This window comes from Lysinibacillus sp. JNUCC 51, from assembly GCF_015999525.1.
Classification (GTDB): Bacteria; Bacillota; Bacilli; order Bacillales_A; family Planococcaceae; genus Lysinibacillus; species Lysinibacillus xylanilyticus.
In genome coordinates this window covers 3,131,568-3,150,680 of sequence record NZ_CP065545.1, presented here as the reverse complement: position 1 = coordinate 3,150,680, position 19,113 = coordinate 3,131,568, and the positions used below count along the sequence as shown (strand labels likewise).

At 40.6% G+C, this 19,113-nt stretch carries 10 protein-coding genes, 16 tRNA genes, 3 rRNA genes and 2 pseudogenes; 7 read left to right on the top strand and 24 right to left on the bottom strand.

The annotated features are described in order from the left end of the window. The first annotated feature begins 7 nt into the window (after positions 1-7). Positions 8-829 (top strand): DUF2785 domain-containing protein, encoded by an 822-nt coding sequence (locus JNUCC51_RS15275; RefSeq protein ID WP_337988743.1) that lies wholly within the window; start codon positions 8-10, stop codon positions 827-829. 1,432 nt (positions 830-2,261) lie between these two features. On the opposite strand, the gene JNUCC51_RS15270 is transcribed toward JNUCC51_RS15275, so the two are convergent. Beyond that, positions 2,262-2,999, bottom strand: coding sequence for a 4'-phosphopantetheinyl transferase family protein (locus JNUCC51_RS15270; protein WP_337988742.1), 738 nt, complete (start codon positions 2,997-2,999; stop codon positions 2,262-2,264). A 351-nt stretch (positions 3,000-3,350) separates the two neighbouring features. Between JNUCC51_RS15270 and istA the strand changes: the two are divergent. The 3 genes and pseudogenes from istA (at position 3,351) to JNUCC51_RS15255 (ending at position 5,328) form a co-directional block, all read left to right on the top strand. Continuing rightward, positions 3,351-4,548: pseudogene (gene istA, locus JNUCC51_RS15265) on the top strand (IS21 family transposase). Between the two features lie 8 nt (positions 4,549-4,556). Next, positions 4,557-5,051, top strand: a pseudogene (locus JNUCC51_RS15260) (ATP-binding protein); the annotation flags it as partial. Continuing rightward, the gene (locus tag JNUCC51_RS15255; protein WP_443136955.1) at positions 5,008-5,328 is read left to right on the top strand and encodes a hypothetical protein; all 321 of its coding nucleotides are present in this window, start codon (positions 5,008-5,010) and stop codon (positions 5,326-5,328) included. The pseudogene JNUCC51_RS15260 and the gene JNUCC51_RS15255, both read left to right, overlap by 44 nt. 384 nt (positions 5,329-5,712) lie before the next feature. Here JNUCC51_RS15255 and JNUCC51_RS15250 read toward each other — a convergent pair. From JNUCC51_RS15250 to JNUCC51_RS15155, 20 genes are all read right to left on the bottom strand, one after another. Then, positions 5,713-5,793, bottom strand: a tRNA-Leu gene (locus tag JNUCC51_RS15250). Between the two features lie 47 nt (positions 5,794-5,840). Further along, positions 5,841-5,914, bottom strand: a tRNA-Cys gene (locus JNUCC51_RS15245). Positions 5,915-5,922: 8 nt separating this feature from the next. Continuing rightward, positions 5,923-5,997: transfer RNA gene (locus tag JNUCC51_RS15240), tRNA-Gly, on the bottom strand. 5 nt (positions 5,998-6,002) lie between these two features. Beyond that, positions 6,003-6,077: transfer RNA gene (locus tag JNUCC51_RS15235), tRNA-Gln, on the bottom strand. Positions 6,078-6,081: 4 nt separating this feature from the next. Then, positions 6,082-6,157 (bottom strand) — tRNA-His (locus JNUCC51_RS15230). 35 nt (positions 6,158-6,192) lie between these two features. Further along, positions 6,193-6,268: transfer RNA gene (locus tag JNUCC51_RS15225), tRNA-His, on the bottom strand. Positions 6,269-6,280: 12 nt separating this feature from the next. Further along, positions 6,281-6,354, bottom strand: a tRNA-Trp gene (locus JNUCC51_RS15220). Positions 6,355-6,367: 13 nt separating this feature from the next. Then, positions 6,368-6,451 (bottom strand) — tRNA-Tyr (locus JNUCC51_RS15215). A 10-nt stretch (positions 6,452-6,461) separates the two neighbouring features. Then, a tRNA-Thr gene (locus JNUCC51_RS15210) sits at positions 6,462-6,537 on the bottom strand. Positions 6,538-6,546: 9 nt separating this feature from the next. Then, a tRNA-Phe gene (locus tag JNUCC51_RS15205) sits at positions 6,547-6,622 on the bottom strand. A 15-nt stretch (positions 6,623-6,637) separates the two neighbouring features. Beyond that, positions 6,638-6,713: transfer RNA gene (locus JNUCC51_RS15200), tRNA-Asp, on the bottom strand. Between the two features lie 4 nt (positions 6,714-6,717). Beyond that, a tRNA-Met gene (locus JNUCC51_RS15195) sits at positions 6,718-6,792 on the bottom strand. A 28-nt stretch (positions 6,793-6,820) separates the two neighbouring features. Beyond that, positions 6,821-6,896 (bottom strand) — tRNA-Val (locus JNUCC51_RS15190). 14 nt (positions 6,897-6,910) lie between these two features. Then, a tRNA-Glu gene (locus JNUCC51_RS15185) sits at positions 6,911-6,985 on the bottom strand. 30 nt (positions 6,986-7,015) lie between these two features. Beyond that, a tRNA-Ser gene (locus JNUCC51_RS15180) sits at positions 7,016-7,107 on the bottom strand. Between the two features lie 5 nt (positions 7,108-7,112). Further along, positions 7,113-7,189, bottom strand: a tRNA-Asn gene (locus JNUCC51_RS15175). Positions 7,190-7,205: 16 nt separating this feature from the next. Next, a 5S ribosomal RNA gene (gene rrf, locus JNUCC51_RS15170) occupies positions 7,206-7,321 on the bottom strand. A 119-nt stretch (positions 7,322-7,440) separates the two neighbouring features. After that, positions 7,441-10,368, bottom strand: a 23S ribosomal RNA gene (locus tag JNUCC51_RS15165). A 180-nt stretch (positions 10,369-10,548) separates the two neighbouring features. Further along, positions 10,549-12,101 (bottom strand): 16S ribosomal RNA (locus tag JNUCC51_RS15160). Together the 16S, 23S and 5S rRNA genes with 16 tRNA genes alongside form the textbook arrangement of a ribosomal RNA operon. Before the next feature lie 341 nt (positions 12,102-12,442). Continuing rightward, positions 12,443-13,336 carry a nucleotidyltransferase-like protein gene (locus JNUCC51_RS15155; RefSeq protein ID WP_049668870.1) on the bottom strand — a complete coding sequence of 298 codons (894 nt, stop codon included), beginning with the start codon at positions 13,334-13,336 and terminating at the stop codon, positions 12,443-12,445. A gap of 208 nt (positions 13,337-13,544) precedes the next feature. Between JNUCC51_RS15155 and JNUCC51_RS15150 the strand changes: the two genes are divergently transcribed. Continuing rightward, positions 13,545-13,895, top strand: coding sequence for a YgzB family protein (locus JNUCC51_RS15150; protein ID WP_337988740.1), 351 nt, complete (start codon positions 13,545-13,547; stop codon positions 13,893-13,895). 25 nt (positions 13,896-13,920) lie between these two features. Here JNUCC51_RS15150 and perR read toward each other — a convergent pair whose 3' ends face one another. The 3 genes from perR to bcp all read right to left on the bottom strand — a co-directional run bounded on the left by perR (position 13,921) and on the right by bcp (position 15,955). Further along, entirely contained in the window at positions 13,921-14,364 is a 444-nt protein-coding gene (perR, locus tag JNUCC51_RS15145; protein WP_049668868.1) for a peroxide-responsive transcriptional repressor PerR, read from the bottom strand. Between the two features lie 173 nt (positions 14,365-14,537). After that, a complete protein-coding gene (locus tag JNUCC51_RS15140) occupies positions 14,538-15,482 on the bottom strand; it encodes a D-2-hydroxyacid dehydrogenase (protein WP_337988739.1) in 945 nt (314 codons plus the stop codon). Further along, on the bottom strand, positions 15,482-15,955 hold the full coding sequence (gene bcp, locus JNUCC51_RS15135; RefSeq protein ID WP_337988738.1) for a thioredoxin-dependent thiol peroxidase: 474 nt from the start codon (positions 15,953-15,955) through the stop codon (positions 15,482-15,484). Before bcp ends, JNUCC51_RS15140 begins: the two co-directional genes overlap by 1 nt. A 131-nt stretch (positions 15,956-16,086) precedes the next feature. Here bcp and JNUCC51_RS15130 point away from each other — a divergent pair, with 131 nt between their 5' ends. Both JNUCC51_RS15130 and JNUCC51_RS15125 read left to right on the top strand, forming a co-directional pair. Further along, a complete protein-coding gene (locus JNUCC51_RS15130) occupies positions 16,087-17,373 on the top strand; it encodes a glutamate-1-semialdehyde 2,1-aminomutase (protein WP_337988737.1) in 1,287 nt (428 codons plus the stop codon). A 309-nt stretch (positions 17,374-17,682) separates the two neighbouring features. Then, positions 17,683-18,771 (top strand): FUSC family protein, encoded by a 1,089-nt coding sequence (locus JNUCC51_RS15125; protein WP_337988736.1) that lies wholly within the window; start codon positions 17,683-17,685, stop codon positions 18,769-18,771. Positions 18,772-19,113: the final 342 nt, after the last annotated feature.

Below are 19,113 nucleotides of genomic sequence, written 5' to 3'. Positions count from 1 at the left end.
GTGTAAAATGAATTTAAAAGAAAAATTGATATTAATAAAAGAAAATGGGTACCAAGCACCCCCCGATACATTCCAGCTGATACTAGAAATGATAAATAACATCGGTTCTTTGGATGCCCAACTACGTGATGAGCTAATTTATACAACCTTATCACATTGGATTCCTGATAATTCGCTCACAGCAAACGAACTAGAACAACTTCTACCCGTTGTTTTGGATGAAAACCATTTGCATTTTAAGCTTGGTGAAACAAATACAGACTCTGTCTTCACTCGATCTTTCTCAATGCTAGTCATACCGCTCCTCTTCATGAGGCATAGAGAATCACCATTTCTCTCAAGAGAGCAAATTCATCAGATAAAAGAGAAAGTATTTTACAATGTACAAGAAGAGCGAGATTACCGTGGGTATGATGAAGAAAAAGGCTGGGCTCATGCTATAGCCCATGCAGCAGATGCTTTAGAAGATTTGGCTCAGTGTTCCGAACTGGATAAAAATGACCTCTTAACTATCCTCGATTTGGTTTACGAAAAGATGACCATAACAGATCGAATTTACTCCGATGGAGAAGATGAGAGAATGGTAAAATCCGTAATTAGTGTTTTAAATAGAAAAATACTTAGTCAGACTTATGTAGAGCAATGGATTCAAAGTTTTGGTGATGTGGAGAAAAATTCAGAATTTCTCCCTGCCTTTAAGCAAAAAAATAATATAAAAAACTTTTTGAAAAGTTTATACTTTCGAATTAAATTTTACAAAGTGGATGCCGTTCTCTGCTCGACTATCGAGCATACATTATATAAAGTAGAAAAAGTATACTATTCCTAATTTAAAAAAATGAGGGGAAAGCACCCGCACTTGTCCGTCTCCACTTCAAATGTGGTAACAGGAAACAATAGCCCTCAGGGGAAATTTTTACTTCACACTTTTTACAGAAAATTTGATTTGCGGGGATTCAGATGGATCTCCGTTCTACATGACGTCAAAGGAACGTTGAGGGTTAAAATTATCTTTGAATCAAACGTATGCAAACCTACAATAATTACGGGGGGTTATCTTTTGTTTCTCTTCAAAATAGTTTCGAATAAATCGTGTGCCGTCGTTCATGAATTCTTTTAGTAGTTCACGGTGTCGGTGGATAGCTATTTTTGAACTTTTTGCTTAGCTTGAATAAACGTCGGTTTTTCCGGATTAAGCCAAACTTCTTCTACCAGACTCCAATCACGTGTAACCCCTGACCAACGACTAGGGAGATAATTCCCCCTAACACCTTGTCCTTTTCCTTTCTTAATTAGTAACGTCTATGCAGAAGGTAGAACTCTGATTACAAATACGGGAATTGGTGATTACAAACTCAGTTTCGACCCGAATTACATTACTGGGCAAAAGATTGGTTAGAAATTCTAGCCTATTGATTCAACAGGAAAGATAACAATCCAACCTGGTGAGACCTTCAGAACAGAATACAGTGCAAGTGAAGTTAGAAATGGAATTGACGTTTTTAGTGTTTACCCTGGTTCGACCCCGTAACGAAAATCAACAAACAGTTCTAGACACATACCATTAATTCGACCAGCAGAAAATTCATCATGGCAACTTACTTTGCTAACAGCCAGGAACTAACCGCCCCAACCGAGTACTCGACTTATCACCAATCCGAGTATAGATGGCCAGAGTCTGTATGTTCAGGCGAGATACACTTATTACACTTTCAATCGTCAATAAGAAATGCTAAAAGGGAGGCCCTACGGTCTCCCTTTTAAATTGCTCTTATGAGTTGTTTTCTAGATTTAACAAGATAGGACGTGACTCAAAGGAAACTTAAAAAGGGTGCTTCACTAGTTTTCCACCAACTTGATAGTTTGTGACCTAATTTTTTGTTTTCTTTTATATTTGAAACTTCTTTTTCATCAATAGAATTTATATAGGTTACAAGCTCGTCAATAGTTGCCCTTTGATAAAATTCAGTTATCGGTATCTTTATATTTAAAGTTTTTTAATTTCTTTTAATATTCTAGGTACTAAAAGGGAATTAACACCTATCTCAAAAAATTAACATTTGTTTCTATAAATCATTTGTATCAATTACTTCTTTGAAAATTTTAACAATACTATCTTTTAAATTCTTAGTATCATATGATATGTTTTTTGATAAGTTTTTTTTACTTCTTTTTAATATAATTCTATAAGTTTATTAAAACGTCTTTATTTTTATATTCAGCAGTATATATATCTAACACTCCTTATTGGGTTTCGAATCCTAAAATATACTTTTATGTTGACATTCCATAATACTAAAATCTAAGTTACCATCTTTGCAAATATTAATCTCTTGAAAAATAAATTGTATTGGGGTTGAATTATTATTTCTTACTACTACAGAAACTTTGTACTCTGAATAAAGGTTAAAAGTGTAATAGTTGTACTCATTTTTAGTTTTGTCTTCCTTAATAGGGACTTGGAAACTCAGAGGGTCTTTATAAAATCCCATTCCTATTGCTTTTAAAAAGGCCTCTTTTCTTGTCCATATATAAAAAAACCTTGATTCCTTTTCAAACAAAGTTTTTGCCTCTAATACATAATCTATTTCTTCCATTCTAAAAATGTGCTTCATAATTTTGAAATCCACAGGACAAATACGTTCAACATCAACTCCTACCTCATCTAAACCTATCACACAGACGAGTAGGCCATTACTATGAGATAAATTAAAATAAATAGGTTTGTCTTTAAACATAGAATTATCTAAAAATAATTTCCCATATTTGCTTTTCTTAAATACTATAGAGCTGGGTTCAACATTTAATAATTCTCCAATTATCTTTTTTAGTAATACTCTTCCTAATAAAAACTCTACTTTTTTGAATTCTACTTTATAACTCTGATAAATTTCTACCTCCTGTTCACTTAAGAATTTAACTAGATTATCAAATTCTGATAATATAGATAGGTCATTGGTTTTAATGTAATTAATAGTTATACTTACTTTAATCTCCACCTTGTAATTTTTCTCCCACTCAACCACCTATAATATTAAACATCTTTTGGTATAATTTCCACAATTTTTGAAATAAACCAAATTATATTAACTTTAGGAAGGGCAGGCTTCCCACATTTTAATATCTATGTAACTTAAAAATACAGAATCATTTATGTCTTAATTGATGAATTTGTGCCCTGTAAGTATCCTTTGAATTTTACTAATCAACTTCTCTGACAGAACAATTTTTCTGCGATTAAATAACATATCATTGCAGTATATAAATGCTAATTTAAATATGTACATTCCTGCTTGAATAAAGATGTACAAAAATGCTCTTCCATTTCATACTAATACCGAGGTGTTAGTATGCATATTCAACTAGAAATTAAGACAGATTTTAAAATCAATAGTCTTTCAGATTTAGCAAATTTTAAACAAGTAATGGAGCATTTAAACATGAAGATTAATAAAAGTAAATTAGCAAGGGATATGGGCGTAGATCGACGAACAATCGATAAATATCTAAATGGCTTTATACCAAAAACAAAGCGTAATAAGCCATCTAAAATTGATGAGTTCTATCCGATTATTGCCAATCTCTTATCAGAAGATTCTAAGCAGGTATTTTATTATCGACGTAATCTTTGGCAGTATTTAAAAGACAATCACGGTTTAGATTGTGGACAGGATCTACATTCCGTACCTATATTGCCAATACGCCCGAATTTAAGGCTTATTTTGAGATAAATGAACGCGTATCTTCTGTACATAGCGGTATCCGTTATGTAACGCGTATAGGCAAACAAGCACAGTTGGATTGGAAAGAAAGCATTCTTTATGAAACATGTGATGGTGAACAGGTGGAGATTAATGTAGCCGTGTTAGTGTTAAGCTACTCTCGTATGCGATTCTTTTATATGAGTATTTCCGAATCGCAGGCAGTTTTATGTTCTTTCTTAACCGATACGTTTGAAAAAATGGGTGGTGTACCAGAAGAACTCATTACTGACAGCAGTGATGGATGAAGCACGAACAGAACATTTTGGTGGAAAAGTGAATACGAAGTTCGCGCAATTTGCGAAAGACTTTGGATTTAAGGTGAAGCTTTGTATAGTAGGTCGTCCCCAAACAAAAGGAAAAGTGGAAACAACGATGAAATTACTAGATGAAATCCATGCCTATCAAGAATAAAATTCCGATTTTAGAATGGCAAAAAGAAAAGAATCACTTACTCCAGCTACCAACTGAACGAGTAAGAGATTCCTATCGAATCAACCATACGCTTGTAAAAGTCAATGCATCGAGCATGATTTCCTACAAGTCCAATCAATACTCCGTACCACCGGAGTATCAAGGCAAAAAAGTAGGGTTACAAGTGTACGATAATCAATTATGGATTTATTATAACATGGAACTAATCGCGCAACACAAAAAAAGTGAAGCAAAATTGAATTATCAAGAGGCACATTATCGTGAACTGATGACAAAGGCCTTGCCCGAATACCCTGATATTAATGATTTAGCGAAACGGAATTTAGCAGCGATTGGAGAAGTGTATAAATGAATTCAATAATGAGTACAAATTATCAGCAACTACAACAAAACTTAGAGTATTTAAAATTAAAGCAAATGGGCATCCATTTGAATGAAGTCATCGACTTTAGTAATAAAAATGAGCTTTCTTTTATCGATACACTTATTAAATTGACAAATTATGAAATCGATGTGCGTGAGCAAAATATGATTCATGCGATGGTGAAAGTCGCTGCATTTCCACATTTAAAGGAGATAAAGGATTTTAACTTTGATTTTCAACCAACTATTAATCAACAACAAATACTCGATTTTCAAAGTCTTCGTTTTATCCATGAAAACGAGAATATTGTATTCCTAGGTCCAAGTGGTGTCGGCAAGACCCATCTGGCCACAGCAATCGGCATTACGGCTGCTAAAAAGCGAACAAGTACCTATTTTATTAAGTGCCATGATTTAATTCAGAATCTGAAGAAGGCTCGCTTAGAAAATGGAACAACAAGATTATTATCAAAATTTTCTAAAAAGACTTTGTAAAGCACACAATATTTCTCCTCGAAAACCTAGATTTATTGAAGTTGAAGATGTGGTTACTTTTAATATTAAAAATCATTTGAAAGAAGGGGTAGATTTAGAATGTTTTAAAATTCTAAATCTTATTTATCAAACGGTTGGACCTTTAGGTATAAAATTTAATCAGCAATTACTTTTATATCCGGGTGGGAATAGATTGGATAGAGTAACAGTAACCTTTTCCAAAAAGGATTATATAGCTTTAAACAAAAAATTAGAAAGTGGTGAAATAAATTAAGGGTAGCTTAATGCTATCTTTTATTAATAATCCTAAATGGAACAGCAACAAATAAAATTGAACACAACAAACTCGCCATTACTTTTTCATCTCGTCACCCCCTTGTTATTATTGATTTCTACCATATAACTCTTTAAAAAAGCATACAAAACAATCTTTGTTGGCTTTCGATCATATTTTGAGAAATGCTTTATTTGAAATTTTAAATACACATATGATATAAAAGAGTTTTAGACTAATATTATTTAAAATTCTGTACTATGTATAAGCAATCTTGGTTCGTATAAAAAAATCCTCTCAAAAAATACATTTTGAGAGGATCTTAAATGTTTTCTACAAACAAAAAAAGAACCCTTGTAATCAAGGATTCTTTACTAAATATGATACCGGTGGTCGGGGTCGAACCGACACTCCAAAGGAACACGATTTTGAGTCGTGCGCGTCTGCCAATTCCGCCACACCGGCATAATGGAGATAAAAAAAATCGGATAAACCGATTGAGTAATAAAATATGGAGGCGGCAACCGGATTTGAACCGGTGATAAAGGTGTTGCAGACCTGTGCCTTACCACTTGGCTATGCCGCCGTCATATTTGGAGCGGAAGACGAGGTTCGAACTCGCGACCCCCACCTTGGCAAGGTGGTGTTCTACCACTGAACTACTTCCGCAAAAATGGCTGGGGTACTAGGATTCGAACCTAGGCATGACGGAATCAAAATCCGTTGCCTTACCGCTTGGCTATACCCCAACAATGGGGCGACTGAAGGGAATCGAACCCTCGAATGCCGGAACCACAATCCGGTGCGTTAACCACTTCGCCACAATCGCCATTGTTATATTGTATTTATTAATTTTATTGAAAATGGGGCGACTGATGGGAATCGAACCCACGAATGCCGGAACCACAATCCGGTGCGTTAACCACTTCGCCACAATCGCCATAAAATTAATTGGCAGGGGCAGTAGGAATCGAACCCACACCAAAGGTTTTGGAGACCTCTATTCTACCGTTGAACTATGCCCCTATTAAATAAAAACTGGTGGAGGGGGACGGATTCGAACCGCCGAACCCTAAGGAGCGGATTTACAGTCCGCCGCGTTTAGCCACTTCGCTACCCCTCCGGAAAAGCCATGGTGCCGGCGATAGGAGTCGAACCCACGACCTACTGATTACAAGTCAGTTGCTCTACCAACTGAGCTACACCGGCAAAAAAATATGGTGGGTCAGGACGGAATCGAACCGCCGACACTTAGAGCTTCAATCTAATGCTCTACCAACTGAGCTACTGACCCATATTTTTTAAAAAATGGCGGTCCCGACCGGGATCGAACCGGCGATCTCCTGCGTGACAGGCAGGCATGTTAACCGCTACACCACGGGACCATTTTGGTTGCGGGGGCCGGATTTGAACCAACGACCTTCGGGTTATGAGCCCGACGAGCTACCACTGCTCCACCCCGCGATAATGAGTGATTTATTTGAATTAATAATGGTGGAGGATGACGGGCTCGAACCGCCGACCCTCTGCTTGTAAGGCAGATGCTCTCCCAGCTGAGCTAATCCTCCATCTGGGTATTAAATGGTGACCCCTACGGGATTCGAACCCGTGTTACCGCCGTGAAAGGGCGGTGTCTTAACCACTTGACCAAGGGGCCTTCATTTGGAATGAAAAATCCTTAAAGTGCTGGCGGAGAGTAAGGGATTTGAACCCTTGAGACAGTGTTAACCGCCTACACGATTTCCAATCGTGCTCCTTCGGCCACTCGGACAACTCTCCAAGAATGGCTCCGAAGGCAGGACTCGAACCTGCGACAACCTGATTAACAGTCAGGTGCTACTACCAACTGAGCTACTTCGGAATAATTTTATCATATAGCCTAGCGACGTCCTACTCTCACAGGGGGAAGCCCCCAACTACCATCGGCGCTAAAGAGCTTAACTTCCGTGTTCGGTATGGGAACGGGTGTGACCTCTTTGCCATCATCACTAGACTATTTTAAAGACAAGATTTATTATAACGCATTTCCGTTATAATTGCAAGCTTTTTTTCTGAAAAGCTTTCTTATTCTTTCAAAACTGGATAAACGGTGCATTGAATGTTTCAAACGTTTTGGTTAAGTCCTCGATCGATTAGTATTCGTCAGCTCCATGTGTCACCACACTTCCACCTCGAACCTATCTACCTCATCGTCTTTGAGGGATCTTACTTACTTGCGTAATGGGAAATCTCATCTTGAGGGGGGCTTCATGCTTAGATGCTTTCAGCACTTATCCCGTCCACACATAGCTACCCAGCGATGCCTTTGGCAAGACAACTGGTACACCAGCGGTGTGTCCATCCCGGTCCTCTCGTACTAAGGACAGCTCCTCTCAAATTTCCTACGCCCACGACGGATAGGGACCGAACTGTCTCACGACGTTCTGAACCCAGCTCGCGTACCGCTTTAATGGGCGAACAGCCCAACCCTTGGGACCGACTACAGCCCCAGGATGCGATGAGCCGACATCGAGGTGCCAAACCTCCCCGTCGATGTGGACTCTTGGGGGAGATAAGCCTGTTATCCCCGGGGTAGCTTTTATCCGTTGAGCGATGGCCCTTCCATGCGGAACCACCGGATCACTAAGCCCGTCTTTCGACCCTGCTCGACTTGTAGGTCTTGCAGTCAAGCTCCCTTGTGCCTTTACACTCTACGAATGATTTCCAACCATTCTGAGGGAACCTTTGGGCGCCTCCGTTACCTTTTAGGAGGCGACCGCCCCAGTCAAACTGTCCGCCTGACACTGTCTCCTGCCCCGCTAAGGGGCATGGGTTAGAATTTCAATACAACCAGGGTAGTATCCCACCGACGCCTCCTTCGAAGCTGGCGCTCCGAGATCTCTGGCTCCTACCTATCCTGTACAAGTTGTACCAAAATTCAATATCAGGCTACAGTAAAGCTCCACGGGGTCTTTCCGTCCTGTCGCGGGTAACCTGCATCTTCACAGGTACTATAATTTCACCGAGTCTCTCGTTGAGACAGTGCCCAGATCGTTACGCCTTTCGTGCGGGTCGGAACTTACCCGACAAGGAATTTCGCTACCTTAGGACCGTTATAGTTACGGCCGCCGTTTACTGGGGCTTCAATTCGCAGCTTCGCTTGCGCTAACCACTCCTCTTAACCTTCCAGCACCGGGCAGGCGTCAGCCCCTATACGTCACCTTACGGTTTTGCAGAGACCTGTGTTTTTGCTAAACAGTCGCCTGGGCCTATTCACTGCGGCTCTCATGCGCTTGCACGCTCAAGAGCACCCCTTCTCCCGAAGTTACGGGGTCATTTTGCCGAGTTCCTTAACGAGAGTTCTCTCGCACACCTTAGGATTCTCTCCTCGACTACCTGTGTCGGTTTGCGGTACGGGCACCTCTCACCTCGATAGAGGCTTTTCTTGGCAGTGTGAAATCAGGAACTTCGTCCATACGGACTCGCCATCACAGCTCAACGTTACAGTGTGCGGATTTGCCTACACACACGCCTTACTGCTTGGACGCGCATATCCAACAGCGCGCTTACCCTATCCTACTGCGTCCCCCCATTTCTCAAACGGTGAGGAGGTGGTACAGGAATATCAACCTGTTGTCCATCGCCTACGCCTATCGGCCTCGGCTTAGGTCCCGACTAACCCTGAGCGGACGAGCCTTCCTCAGGAAACCTTAGTCATACGGTGGACGGGATTCTCACCCGTCTTTCGCTACTCATACCGGCATTCTCACTTCTAAGCGCTCCACCAGTCCTTCCGATCTGACTTCAACGCACTTAGAACGCTCTCCTACCACTGACATCGTAGATGTCAATCCACAGCTTCGGTGAATCGTTTAGCCCCGATACATTTTCGGCGCAGCGTCACTCGACCAGTGAGCTATTACGCACTCTTTAAATGATGGCTGCTTCTAAGCCAACATCCTGGTTGTCTGTGCAACGCCACATCCTTTTCCACTTAACGATTACTTTGGGACCTTAGCTGGTGGTCTGGGCTGTTTCCCTTTTGACTACGGATCTTATCACTCGCAGTCTGACTCCCGTGTATAAATATCTGGCATTCGGAGTTTGTCTGAATTCGGTAAACCGGGATGGCCCCCTAGTCCAAACAGTGCTCTACCTCCAGTATTCTCATCACGAGGCTAGCCCTAAAGCTATTTCGGAGAGAACCAGCTATCTCCAAGTTCGATTGGAATTTCTCCGCTACCCACACCTCATCCCCGCACTTTTCAACGTGCGTGGGTTCGGGCCTCCAGTAAGTGTTACCTCACCTTCACCCTGGACATGGGTAGATCACCTGGTTTCGGGTCTACGACCACGTACTATTTCGCCCTATTCAGACTCGCTTTCGCTGCGGCTCCGCCTTCTAAAGCTTAACCTTGCACGTAATCGTAACTCGCCGGTTCATTCTACAAAAGGCACGCTATCACCCATTAACGGGCTCTAACTACTTGTAGGCACACGGTTTCAGGATCTCTTTCACTCCCCTCCCGGGGTGCTTTTCACCTTTCCCTCACGGTACTGGTTCACTATCGGTCACTAGGTAGTATTTAGCCTTGGGAGATGGTCCTCCCGGATTCCGACGGAATTTCACGTGTTCCGCCGTACTCAGGATCCACTCAGGAGAGAACGAACTTTCGACTACAGGGCTTTTACCTGCTCTGGCGGACCTTTCCAAGTCGCTTCATCTAACTCGCTCTTTTGTAACTCCGTATAGAGTGTCCTACAACCCCAAGAGGCAAGCCTCTTGGTTTGGGCTCTTCCCGTTTCGCTCGCCGCTACTCAGGGAATCGATTTTTCTTTCTCTTCCTCCAGGTACTTAGATGTTTCAGTTCCCTGGGTCTGCCTTCAAGACGCTATGTATTCACGTCAAGATACTACGCGATTAAACGTAGTGGGTTCCCCCATTCGGAAATCTCCGGATCAAAGCTCACTTACAGCTCCCCGAAGCATATCGGTGTTAGTGCCGTCCTTCATCGGCTCCTAGTGCCAAGGCATTCGCCGTGCGCCCTTAATAACTTAACCAAGTTATTAAGCCTATTAAAAAACTTAAAAAAATAAATGTGTTTGTTACAATTTCAATGTCGTTTTATCCAGTTTTCAAAGAACAAGTTTTGAAGTATTTCATCGTATGATGAACCTTCAAAACTGAACGCAAAACGTAATCTTACAAACCCTAGGTTTGTATTCCGAAAATATCCTTAGAAAGGAGGTGATCCAGCCGCACCTTCCGATACGGCTACCTTGTTACGACTTCACCCCAATCATCTATCCCACCTTCGGCGGCTGGCTCCAAAAGGTTACCCCACCGACTTCGGGTGTTACAAACTCTCGTGGTGTGACGGGCGGTGTGTACAAGGCCCGGGAACGTATTCACCGCGGCATGCTGATCCGCGATTACTAGCGATTCCGGCTTCATGTAGGCGAGTTGCAGCCTACAATCCGAACTGAGAACGACTTTATCGGATTAGCTCCCTCTCGCGAGTTGGCAACCGTTTGTATCGTCCATTGTAGCACGTGTGTAGCCCAGGTCATAAGGGGCATGATGATTTGACGTCATCCCCACCTTCCTCCGGTTTGTCACCGGCAGTCACCTTAGAGTGCCCAACTAAATGATGGCAACTAAGATCAAGGGTTGCGCTCGTTGCGGGACTTAACCCAACATCTCACGACACGAGCTGACGACAACCATGCACCACCTGTCACCGTTGTCCCCGAAGGGAAAACCATATCTCTACAGTGGTCAACGGGATGTCAAGACCTGGTAAGGTTCTTCGCGTTGCTTCGAATTAAACCACATGCTCCACCGCTTGTGCGGGCCCCCGTCAATTCCTTTGAGTTTCAGTCTTGCGACCGTACTCCCCAGGCGGAGTGCTTAATGCGTTAGCTGCAGCACTAAGGGGCGGAAACCCCCTAACACTTAGCACTCATCGTTTACGGCGTGGACTACCAGGGTATCTAATCCTGTTTGCTCCCCACGCTTTCGCGCCTCAGCGTCAGTTACAGACCAGAAAGTCGCCTTCGCCACTGGTGTTCCTCCAAATCTCTACGCATTTCACCGCTACACTTGGAATTCCACTTTCCTCTTCTGCACTCAAGTCCCCCAGTTTCCAATGACCCTCCACGGTTGAGCCGTGGGCTTTCACATCAGACTTAAAGGACCGCCTGCGCGCGCTTTACGCCCAATAATTCCGGACAACGCTTGCCACCTACGTATTACCGCGGCTGCTGGCACGTAGTTAGCCGTGGCTTTCTAATAAGGTACCGTCAAGGTACAGCCAGTTACTACTGTACTTGTTCTTCCCTTACAACAGAGTTTTACGATCCGAAAACCTTCTTCACTCACGCGGCGTTGCTCCATCAGGCTTTCGCCCATTGTGGAAGATTCCCTACTGCTGCCTCCCGTAGGAGTCTGGGCCGTGTCTCAGTCCCAGTGTGGCCGATCACCCTCTCAGGTCGGCTACGCATCGTCGCCTTGGTGAGCCGTTACCTCACCAACTAGCTAATGCGCCGCGGGCCCATCTTATAGCGACAGCGAGATGCCGTCTTTCAGTATTTCACCATGAAGTAAAATAGATTATTCGGTATTAGCCCCGGTTTCCCGGAGTTATCCCAAACTATAAGGTAGGTTGCCCACGTGTTACTCACCCGTCCGCCGCTAACGTCGAAGGAGCAAGCTCCTTCTCTGTTCGCTCGACTTGCATGTATTAGGCACGCCGCCAGCGTTCGTCCTGAGCCAGGATCAAACTCTCCATAAAAAGAAATTTGATTAGCTCAAATTGTTTTGCTGGCATCATGTTTGATGTCCAAAATTTTGTTTCGTTCGCTAACTCAAGGATAGCTACTAAAAACTTTATTGATTACGTTTTGCTTGTTCAGTTTTCAAGGTTCATGTTGATGTCGTTGTTTTTCAGCGACTTCTTCATATTAACATTTAACTCAATTCATGTCAACAACTTTTTACGAAAGTTTTTTTCGTTCGTTGAGTTTTTGTTATGTCTTAGCGACAATTAATATAATACAATATCAATTAATTAAAAGTCAACAACTTTTTATAAAAAAATATCGAGGTATTTTTCACACCTCGATAACTAGCATACTACAGTTCTTGCTCCATTTCTAGAGCTTCTTTATTTACCTTATAATGACGGTGGAATATCATTTCACTCTTCGCAACGATAGGTTCAATTTGAATATAGCCTTTGTCCACTAAATATTCTACAAACACTTCTAAATCTACCGAATAGTTCATGAGCTCATTATGATCGTGCAATTCCTGAATTGTCCAAGTCTCTTTTGTTTGCATTACTTCTAAAATATGTTGAGCGCCATCCCGTGTACGTGAATGTATTAAAAACTCGCTAGCTAAAAACAATAGCTCTAACCGTTTTTCTATCGGTTCATTACTTGTAACGAGCTCCTCGTATAATTTATAAATCGCTGGTTCTATTTTTTTCACCTGTGCCCAAACAGTTACTTCAGGGTATAGTCCACTATCAATGATGGATAACCGACCCAAATGATGTAATGAATCCACTACATGATTATAAGCATCGAGATAACTCCCCTTATCAAAGTATTCTTTCCCTTCTAAGTAACGTCGAATTAACTTTGAAAATTGAATACCTGTTTTAATTTTACGGCCACTAAACGGAAACTCCTGTAACTCAATTTTTAATTTATGAAGAAATTCATTACGATCAAATAATACTCTACCAAAGAAAATCCAATCGACCACTTTTTTATTGGAGCCAATGAGTAGCCATTTTCGTATTATTTTCTCAGTAACAGTATGTAAAGCTACTTTGTTCCCTTCATATAAGTAATGCTTCGAAAAGACTGGCTTATCTGCTTCCTTTACAATAATAAGTAAGACTGTATCAAATGTATCTGTAACATTACTTTTTTCCTCACGTTTTTCCACTAAAATAACGCCTAATGTATTTGACTGACTTGCACGTTCCTGGTATATCGGACGCAAAACTTGTTCCATGTTCAGTCCCCCTCTATTTGCTTGTTACTTTTAACTTCATTCAGTGGATGTCACGGATTTTCACCGGACTCAATTACGCCAAGGCGAAATTGATTTCGTTAAAAATTCGACATACTCTAAAAGTATTCCTTCTTTCCACGTTATCAAAGCTAAAATACTTTGTTCTTATATGTTATAGTAGATTTTAGATTGGGAGGCAAGATGATAAATGAAACCTTACAAAAGTAAAATTAATAAAATCCGTTCATTCGCATTAGCACTTATTTTTATCGGCTTTGTAGTTATGTATGGGGGAATCTTCTTTAAAAACAATCCTATTCTAGTATTAATCTTCATGACCCTTGGTGTACTTTGTATTATTGGAAGTACAGTCGTATATGCATGGATTGGACTGCTCTCAACAAAAGCTGTTCAAGTGGAATGCCCTAATTGCCATAAGTACACAAAAGTATTAGGTCGTGTAGATATGTGTATGTACTGTAATGAACCATTAACACTGGATCCAACTCTAGAAGGAAAAGAGTTCGACCAATCTTATAATAAGACAAAAAAATCCTAGCCCTTATAGAAGAGCTAGGATTTTTTTATTGTACTTTTGCAGATACATCTTTACACGATGGACAAGTGCCGTAAATTTCTAAACGATGCGCATGCACATCAAAGCCTGTTACTTGTGATGCAAAATGTTCAATTTCGTCGAGACCAGGATAATGGAAATCGACTATTTTGCCACAGCATTCACAAATCATATGATAATGATCATTTGTAACGAAATCAAAACGACTTGAAGCATCACCAAATGTTAGTTCTTTTACTAGACCAACTTCACGAAATACGCGAAGGTTATTATAGACAGTCGCTACACTCATATTTGGGAATTTCCCTTCAAGTGCTTTATAAATTTCATCGGCAGTTGGATGTGCCATTGTTTGAATTAAATATTCCAAAATAGCATGACGCTGAGGAGTAATACGTACACCAGTTGTTTTTAACGTGTCAAGTGCATCTTGTAAATGCGTTTCAGACATCGTCATGCACCTCTTCCATAAAGATTATTAATTTATAATTGTTACAATTAGTGTATCGAATTACTCTTACTTCTGTCAACATTCATACACATTTCAGTTTAACCTCTTCCAGTGGGTTTCACGGGGTTCTTATAGGATGTTAGCCTAAAATTATCTCCAGGCGGACCTCTTCTTCAATAGCCTCTTGATAAATCCATCATATTTTCTAAATCTGTTTCACCGCGTAACCACTTCTCTAAACTTGGCTTAAAGATTTCTAAGCTGCGTTCAACATAGCGAGAAGAGTGACTTGAAATATGAGGAGACACAATGACATTCGGTAAAGTCCATAAAGGATGATTCTCAGTTAAAGGCTCTTGTTCAAATACATCTAAAACAGCATAACCAATTTCATCTGCTTGAATGGCATGTATCAAAACGTTTTCCTCTACTAAGTTTCCACGACCAAAATTCATGAAAATAGCATCATTTTTCATCGCTTTAAAATGTTCTTCTTTTAATAAATGTGTCGTCTCCTCTGTTTTAGGTAATACAGAAATGACAATATCAGCATTAGGTAAAGCTTCGATTAATTGATCAAAGCTCACCATATCATTCATATATGCCGCTTCGTTCCCTGAACGGTTGCAGCCAATTGTCACAACACCAAAAGCTTGTAATAAGCGACCTACTTCTGAGCCAATAGCTCCTGGCCCTAAAATAAGTGCTGTACTATCCCGCAACTCGGTTTGTTTCGCTTTTTTAGACCATTCATTTTTCTTCTGCTGTTCATACACCCAAGGCAGTGCACGCTTAATCGCTAAAATATGGGCAAGCATTGATTCTGCCATTGGCGTTTTATGAATGCCACGCACATTCGACACTAATATCCCTCGTTCAATAATGGCATGTGCTGGCATTTTTTCGATTCCCGCTGACGCTACAAAAATCCATTTAACCTTTGTCGCATACTGTATATTTTCATCATTTAAATCTTCACCATATGTGACAAGCACATCCGCTTGTTGTAGCTCATCGTTTGATAAGCCATTTTCAAAAATAAAATCAACTTGTGGAAATTCTGCTACTAGTGGCTCACGTAAATCCGGTCTTGGTTCAAACGTAAAATAAATTCTCATTACTTAGCCTCCAATTCTGCTAAATATGTATATACTTCTTCAATATGATTTTTCACTCTTACTTTACGCCAAGCCTTTATCAGGTTTCCTTCTGTATCAATTAAAAACGTCGAACGTTCTATCCCCATATATTCACGTCCATACATCTTCTTCAGCACCCATACGCCATACGCTTCTGCTACGGCATGATCCTCATCCACTAATAGCGAGAATGGTAATCCATGCTTATCTATAAATTTGGTATGTTTTTTTGCATCGTCAGGACTAACGCCAAGTACAACTGCATTTAATTTACTAAAATCCTCGTGCTTATCACGGAAGTCACAAGCCTCCGTCGTACAGCCTGGTGTCATATCTTTAGGATAAAAATATAAAATAACATTTTGTCCTTTGAAATCCGCTAACTTTACTGTTTCTCCTTTTTCATTTATAAGGGAAAAATCAGGTGCTTTTTTACCTTCTATTAAAGCCATATCAATCTCCTCCTCTGTAGGCTCTATTTTACTCTAAATAGTAAAACAAATCATATCCCTTAATTTCTTTGGATTTCTTGCACTGATAGGTCTACAATAGATGAAGTATAAAGATTTAGGAGGCAATATATATGAATCACACAAAATCTGAAGCAGTACACGCAGAAGCGACACAGCATATCGTTGGTGGTGTAAATAGCCCTTCTCGTTCTTATAAAGCAGTTGGCGGAGGTTCACCTGTTGCAATGGCTCGTGGGAAAGGTGCTTATTTTTGGGATGTTGATGGCAACCGCTATATCGACTATCTAGCAGCTTACGGTCCAATCGTTACTGGTCACGGTCATCCACATATCGCAAAGGCTATTACAAACGCAGCTGAAAACGGCACTTTGTTTGGGACTCCAACTGAATACGAGGTTACTTTTGCTAAAATGCTAAAAGAAGCAATCCCATCTATGGATAAAGTACGCTTTAATAACTCTGGTACAGAAGCTGTAATGACAACAATTCGTGTTGCTCGTGCTTATACAGGCCGTACAAAAATTATGAAATTCGCTGGATGCTACCATGGTCACTTTGACTTAGTATTAGTAGCTGCTGGTTCGGGTCCTGCAACATTAGGTACTCCAGACTCAGCCGGTGTTACAACTGCTACAGCAGAGGAAGTAATCACTGTACCATTTAACAACCCTGAAGCATTTACAGAAGCTATGGATAAATGGGGCGATCAAATCGCAGCAATTTTAATCGAGCCTATCGTTGGGAACTTCGGTATTGTAGAGCCTAACCCTGGCTTCCTAGAATTAGTTCATGCCACAGCGAAAGAAAAAGGTGCATTAACTATTCACGATGAAGTTATTACTGCTTTCCGCTTCCACTATGGCGGTGCCCAAAACTTATTAGGCTTAACACCTGACCTAACTGCACTTGGTAAAGTAATCGGCGGTGGTTTACCAATCGGTGCATATGGCGGTCGCAAAGAGATTATGGATACAGTTGCTCCACTTGGACCTGCCTATCAAGCAGGCACAATGGCAGGAAACCCCGCATCCATGCAAGCTGGTATTGCCTGCCTAGAAGTATTACAAACTCCAGGTATTTATGATGAAATGGATCGTCTTGGAGCCATTTTAGAAGAAGGTATCCTGGCTGCAGCCAAAAAACATGATGTAACAATTACTGTTAATCGTCTTAAAGGTGCTCTTACAATTTACTTTACAGATGTGAAAGTAGAAAACTATGAGCAAGCTGAAAACTCAGACGGTGAAATCTTTGGTCGTTTCTTTAAATTAATGCTTGCACAAGGAATTAATTTAGCTCCATCAAAATATGAAGCTTGGTTCTTAACAACAGAGCATACAGAAGCAGATATTATTGAGACAATCAAAGCGGTAGATATTGCATTTTCACAATTGTAATTTGTAAATGTGAAGGCAAAAGAGTAATTTAGAACAGTGTCTAAGATTAACGATTGCGATTAAATATTAAAGACGACTCCCTTGTGAGTCGTCTTTTTCTGTAAATGACATATAAATCTATGTATTTTATGAGCACTTCCTTCTATAATGTAGAGAAGCATCAATTATGCAGCCTGAGTTCCTCTATTTGGGCGGGTATTTGGACACCTGCTGAAAAGTAACTAACACTGCATTTATCTCACCTTATTAAGGTGGGGAACTTCTACTGAAAGAAGTGAAAATTTTAGACAGAAAGGACATCCATTTTCTATGAAATTAGGTGCCCGTGTATTTAAAACTGGTGTCGCTATCGTATTTGCACTATTTATTGCTGAGCTGCTAGAGCTACCTTCACCTGTTTTTGCAGGAATTGCAGCAATCTTTGCGATTCAGCCATCTATTTATCGCTCCTATCAAACAATCGTTGAGCAAGTACAAGCTAATATTATAGGAGCTACCATCGCAGTCATTTTTGGCTTGCTTTTTAGTCACCATGTAGTAGCAATTGGCATTGCAGTCATTGTTGCGATCGGTATCATGTTGAAATTTAAACTTGAAAAATCATTGTCTCTAGCACTTGTTACAGTTGTAGCGATTATGGAGATTCAAGGAGATGACTTCCTTGCATTTGGTCTTATTCGTTTTGTTACCATATTAGTTGGGGTGTTAGCAGCATTTGTTGTCAATCTGTTCTTCCTACCACCAAAATATGAAATTAAGCTTTTCCGTAAGATTTACTTTTTACAGGATGATATTATTCGATGGACGCGACTTGCTGTCCGTCAGGCATCTGAGCATACTTCTACAAAAGAAGCATTAAGCAAATTTAAGTCTCGTATGCAACGAGTTGATACACTGTATGATTTTTATAAGGAAGAGCGTAATTACTTTAAAAATAAAAAGTTTGTAAAAGCACGTAAATTAGTTGTGTATCGTCAAATGATCACAACGTCAAAGAAAAGTTTAGAGCTTCTTCATCGACTTCATAATCATGAAAATGAATTAGCGCAGCTACCGACGCAATTTCATTTAATGATTCAAGAGCGGCTTGATTTCTTGCTAACCTACCATGAACAGCTACTACTGAAATATACGGGAAAATTAAAGCCCGAGCATTCAGAGTGGAGTAAACATATTGATTATGTTCAGCGTAACGAGTTAATGGAAATATTTATAAAACAAATAACATATGCGCATGATGAAGGCGATACAGAATTCTCGAGTTATCACTTGCTTTATATTTTATCGCGTATTTTAGATTACGAGGAAAACCTAGAGCATTTAGATACGCTTATCGTGTCGTATCAAACTCATCATGGCCATGAAATCAATGTGGAGTTTGAAGAAGAGTTTATTTAACTTCTTTTAGCAAGTGTCTTTTGTATCAAAAGCGTAGCGACAGGTAACAGAAGTCTCCCCCCTCTATAGGCGGTGAGATGAATACGGACTTAAGTCACTTTTCAGCGCATGTCCAAACATCCGCTGAAATAGAGGAACTCAGTCTAAGAAAGCCACGTCCTGTGGCAACGACTGAGTGACCAACATCATGTTCGCCTAAAGCCTCCGGCGGATGTCACGGAATCGGAAATGATTTCTTTGTGCAAGCACAAAGCCGATTCCGGACGCAATTATGCCGAGGCATAATTGATTAGCTAAATAGAGCGAAGAGTTGGAGTTGGAGTTGGCATTATATCCATCCCT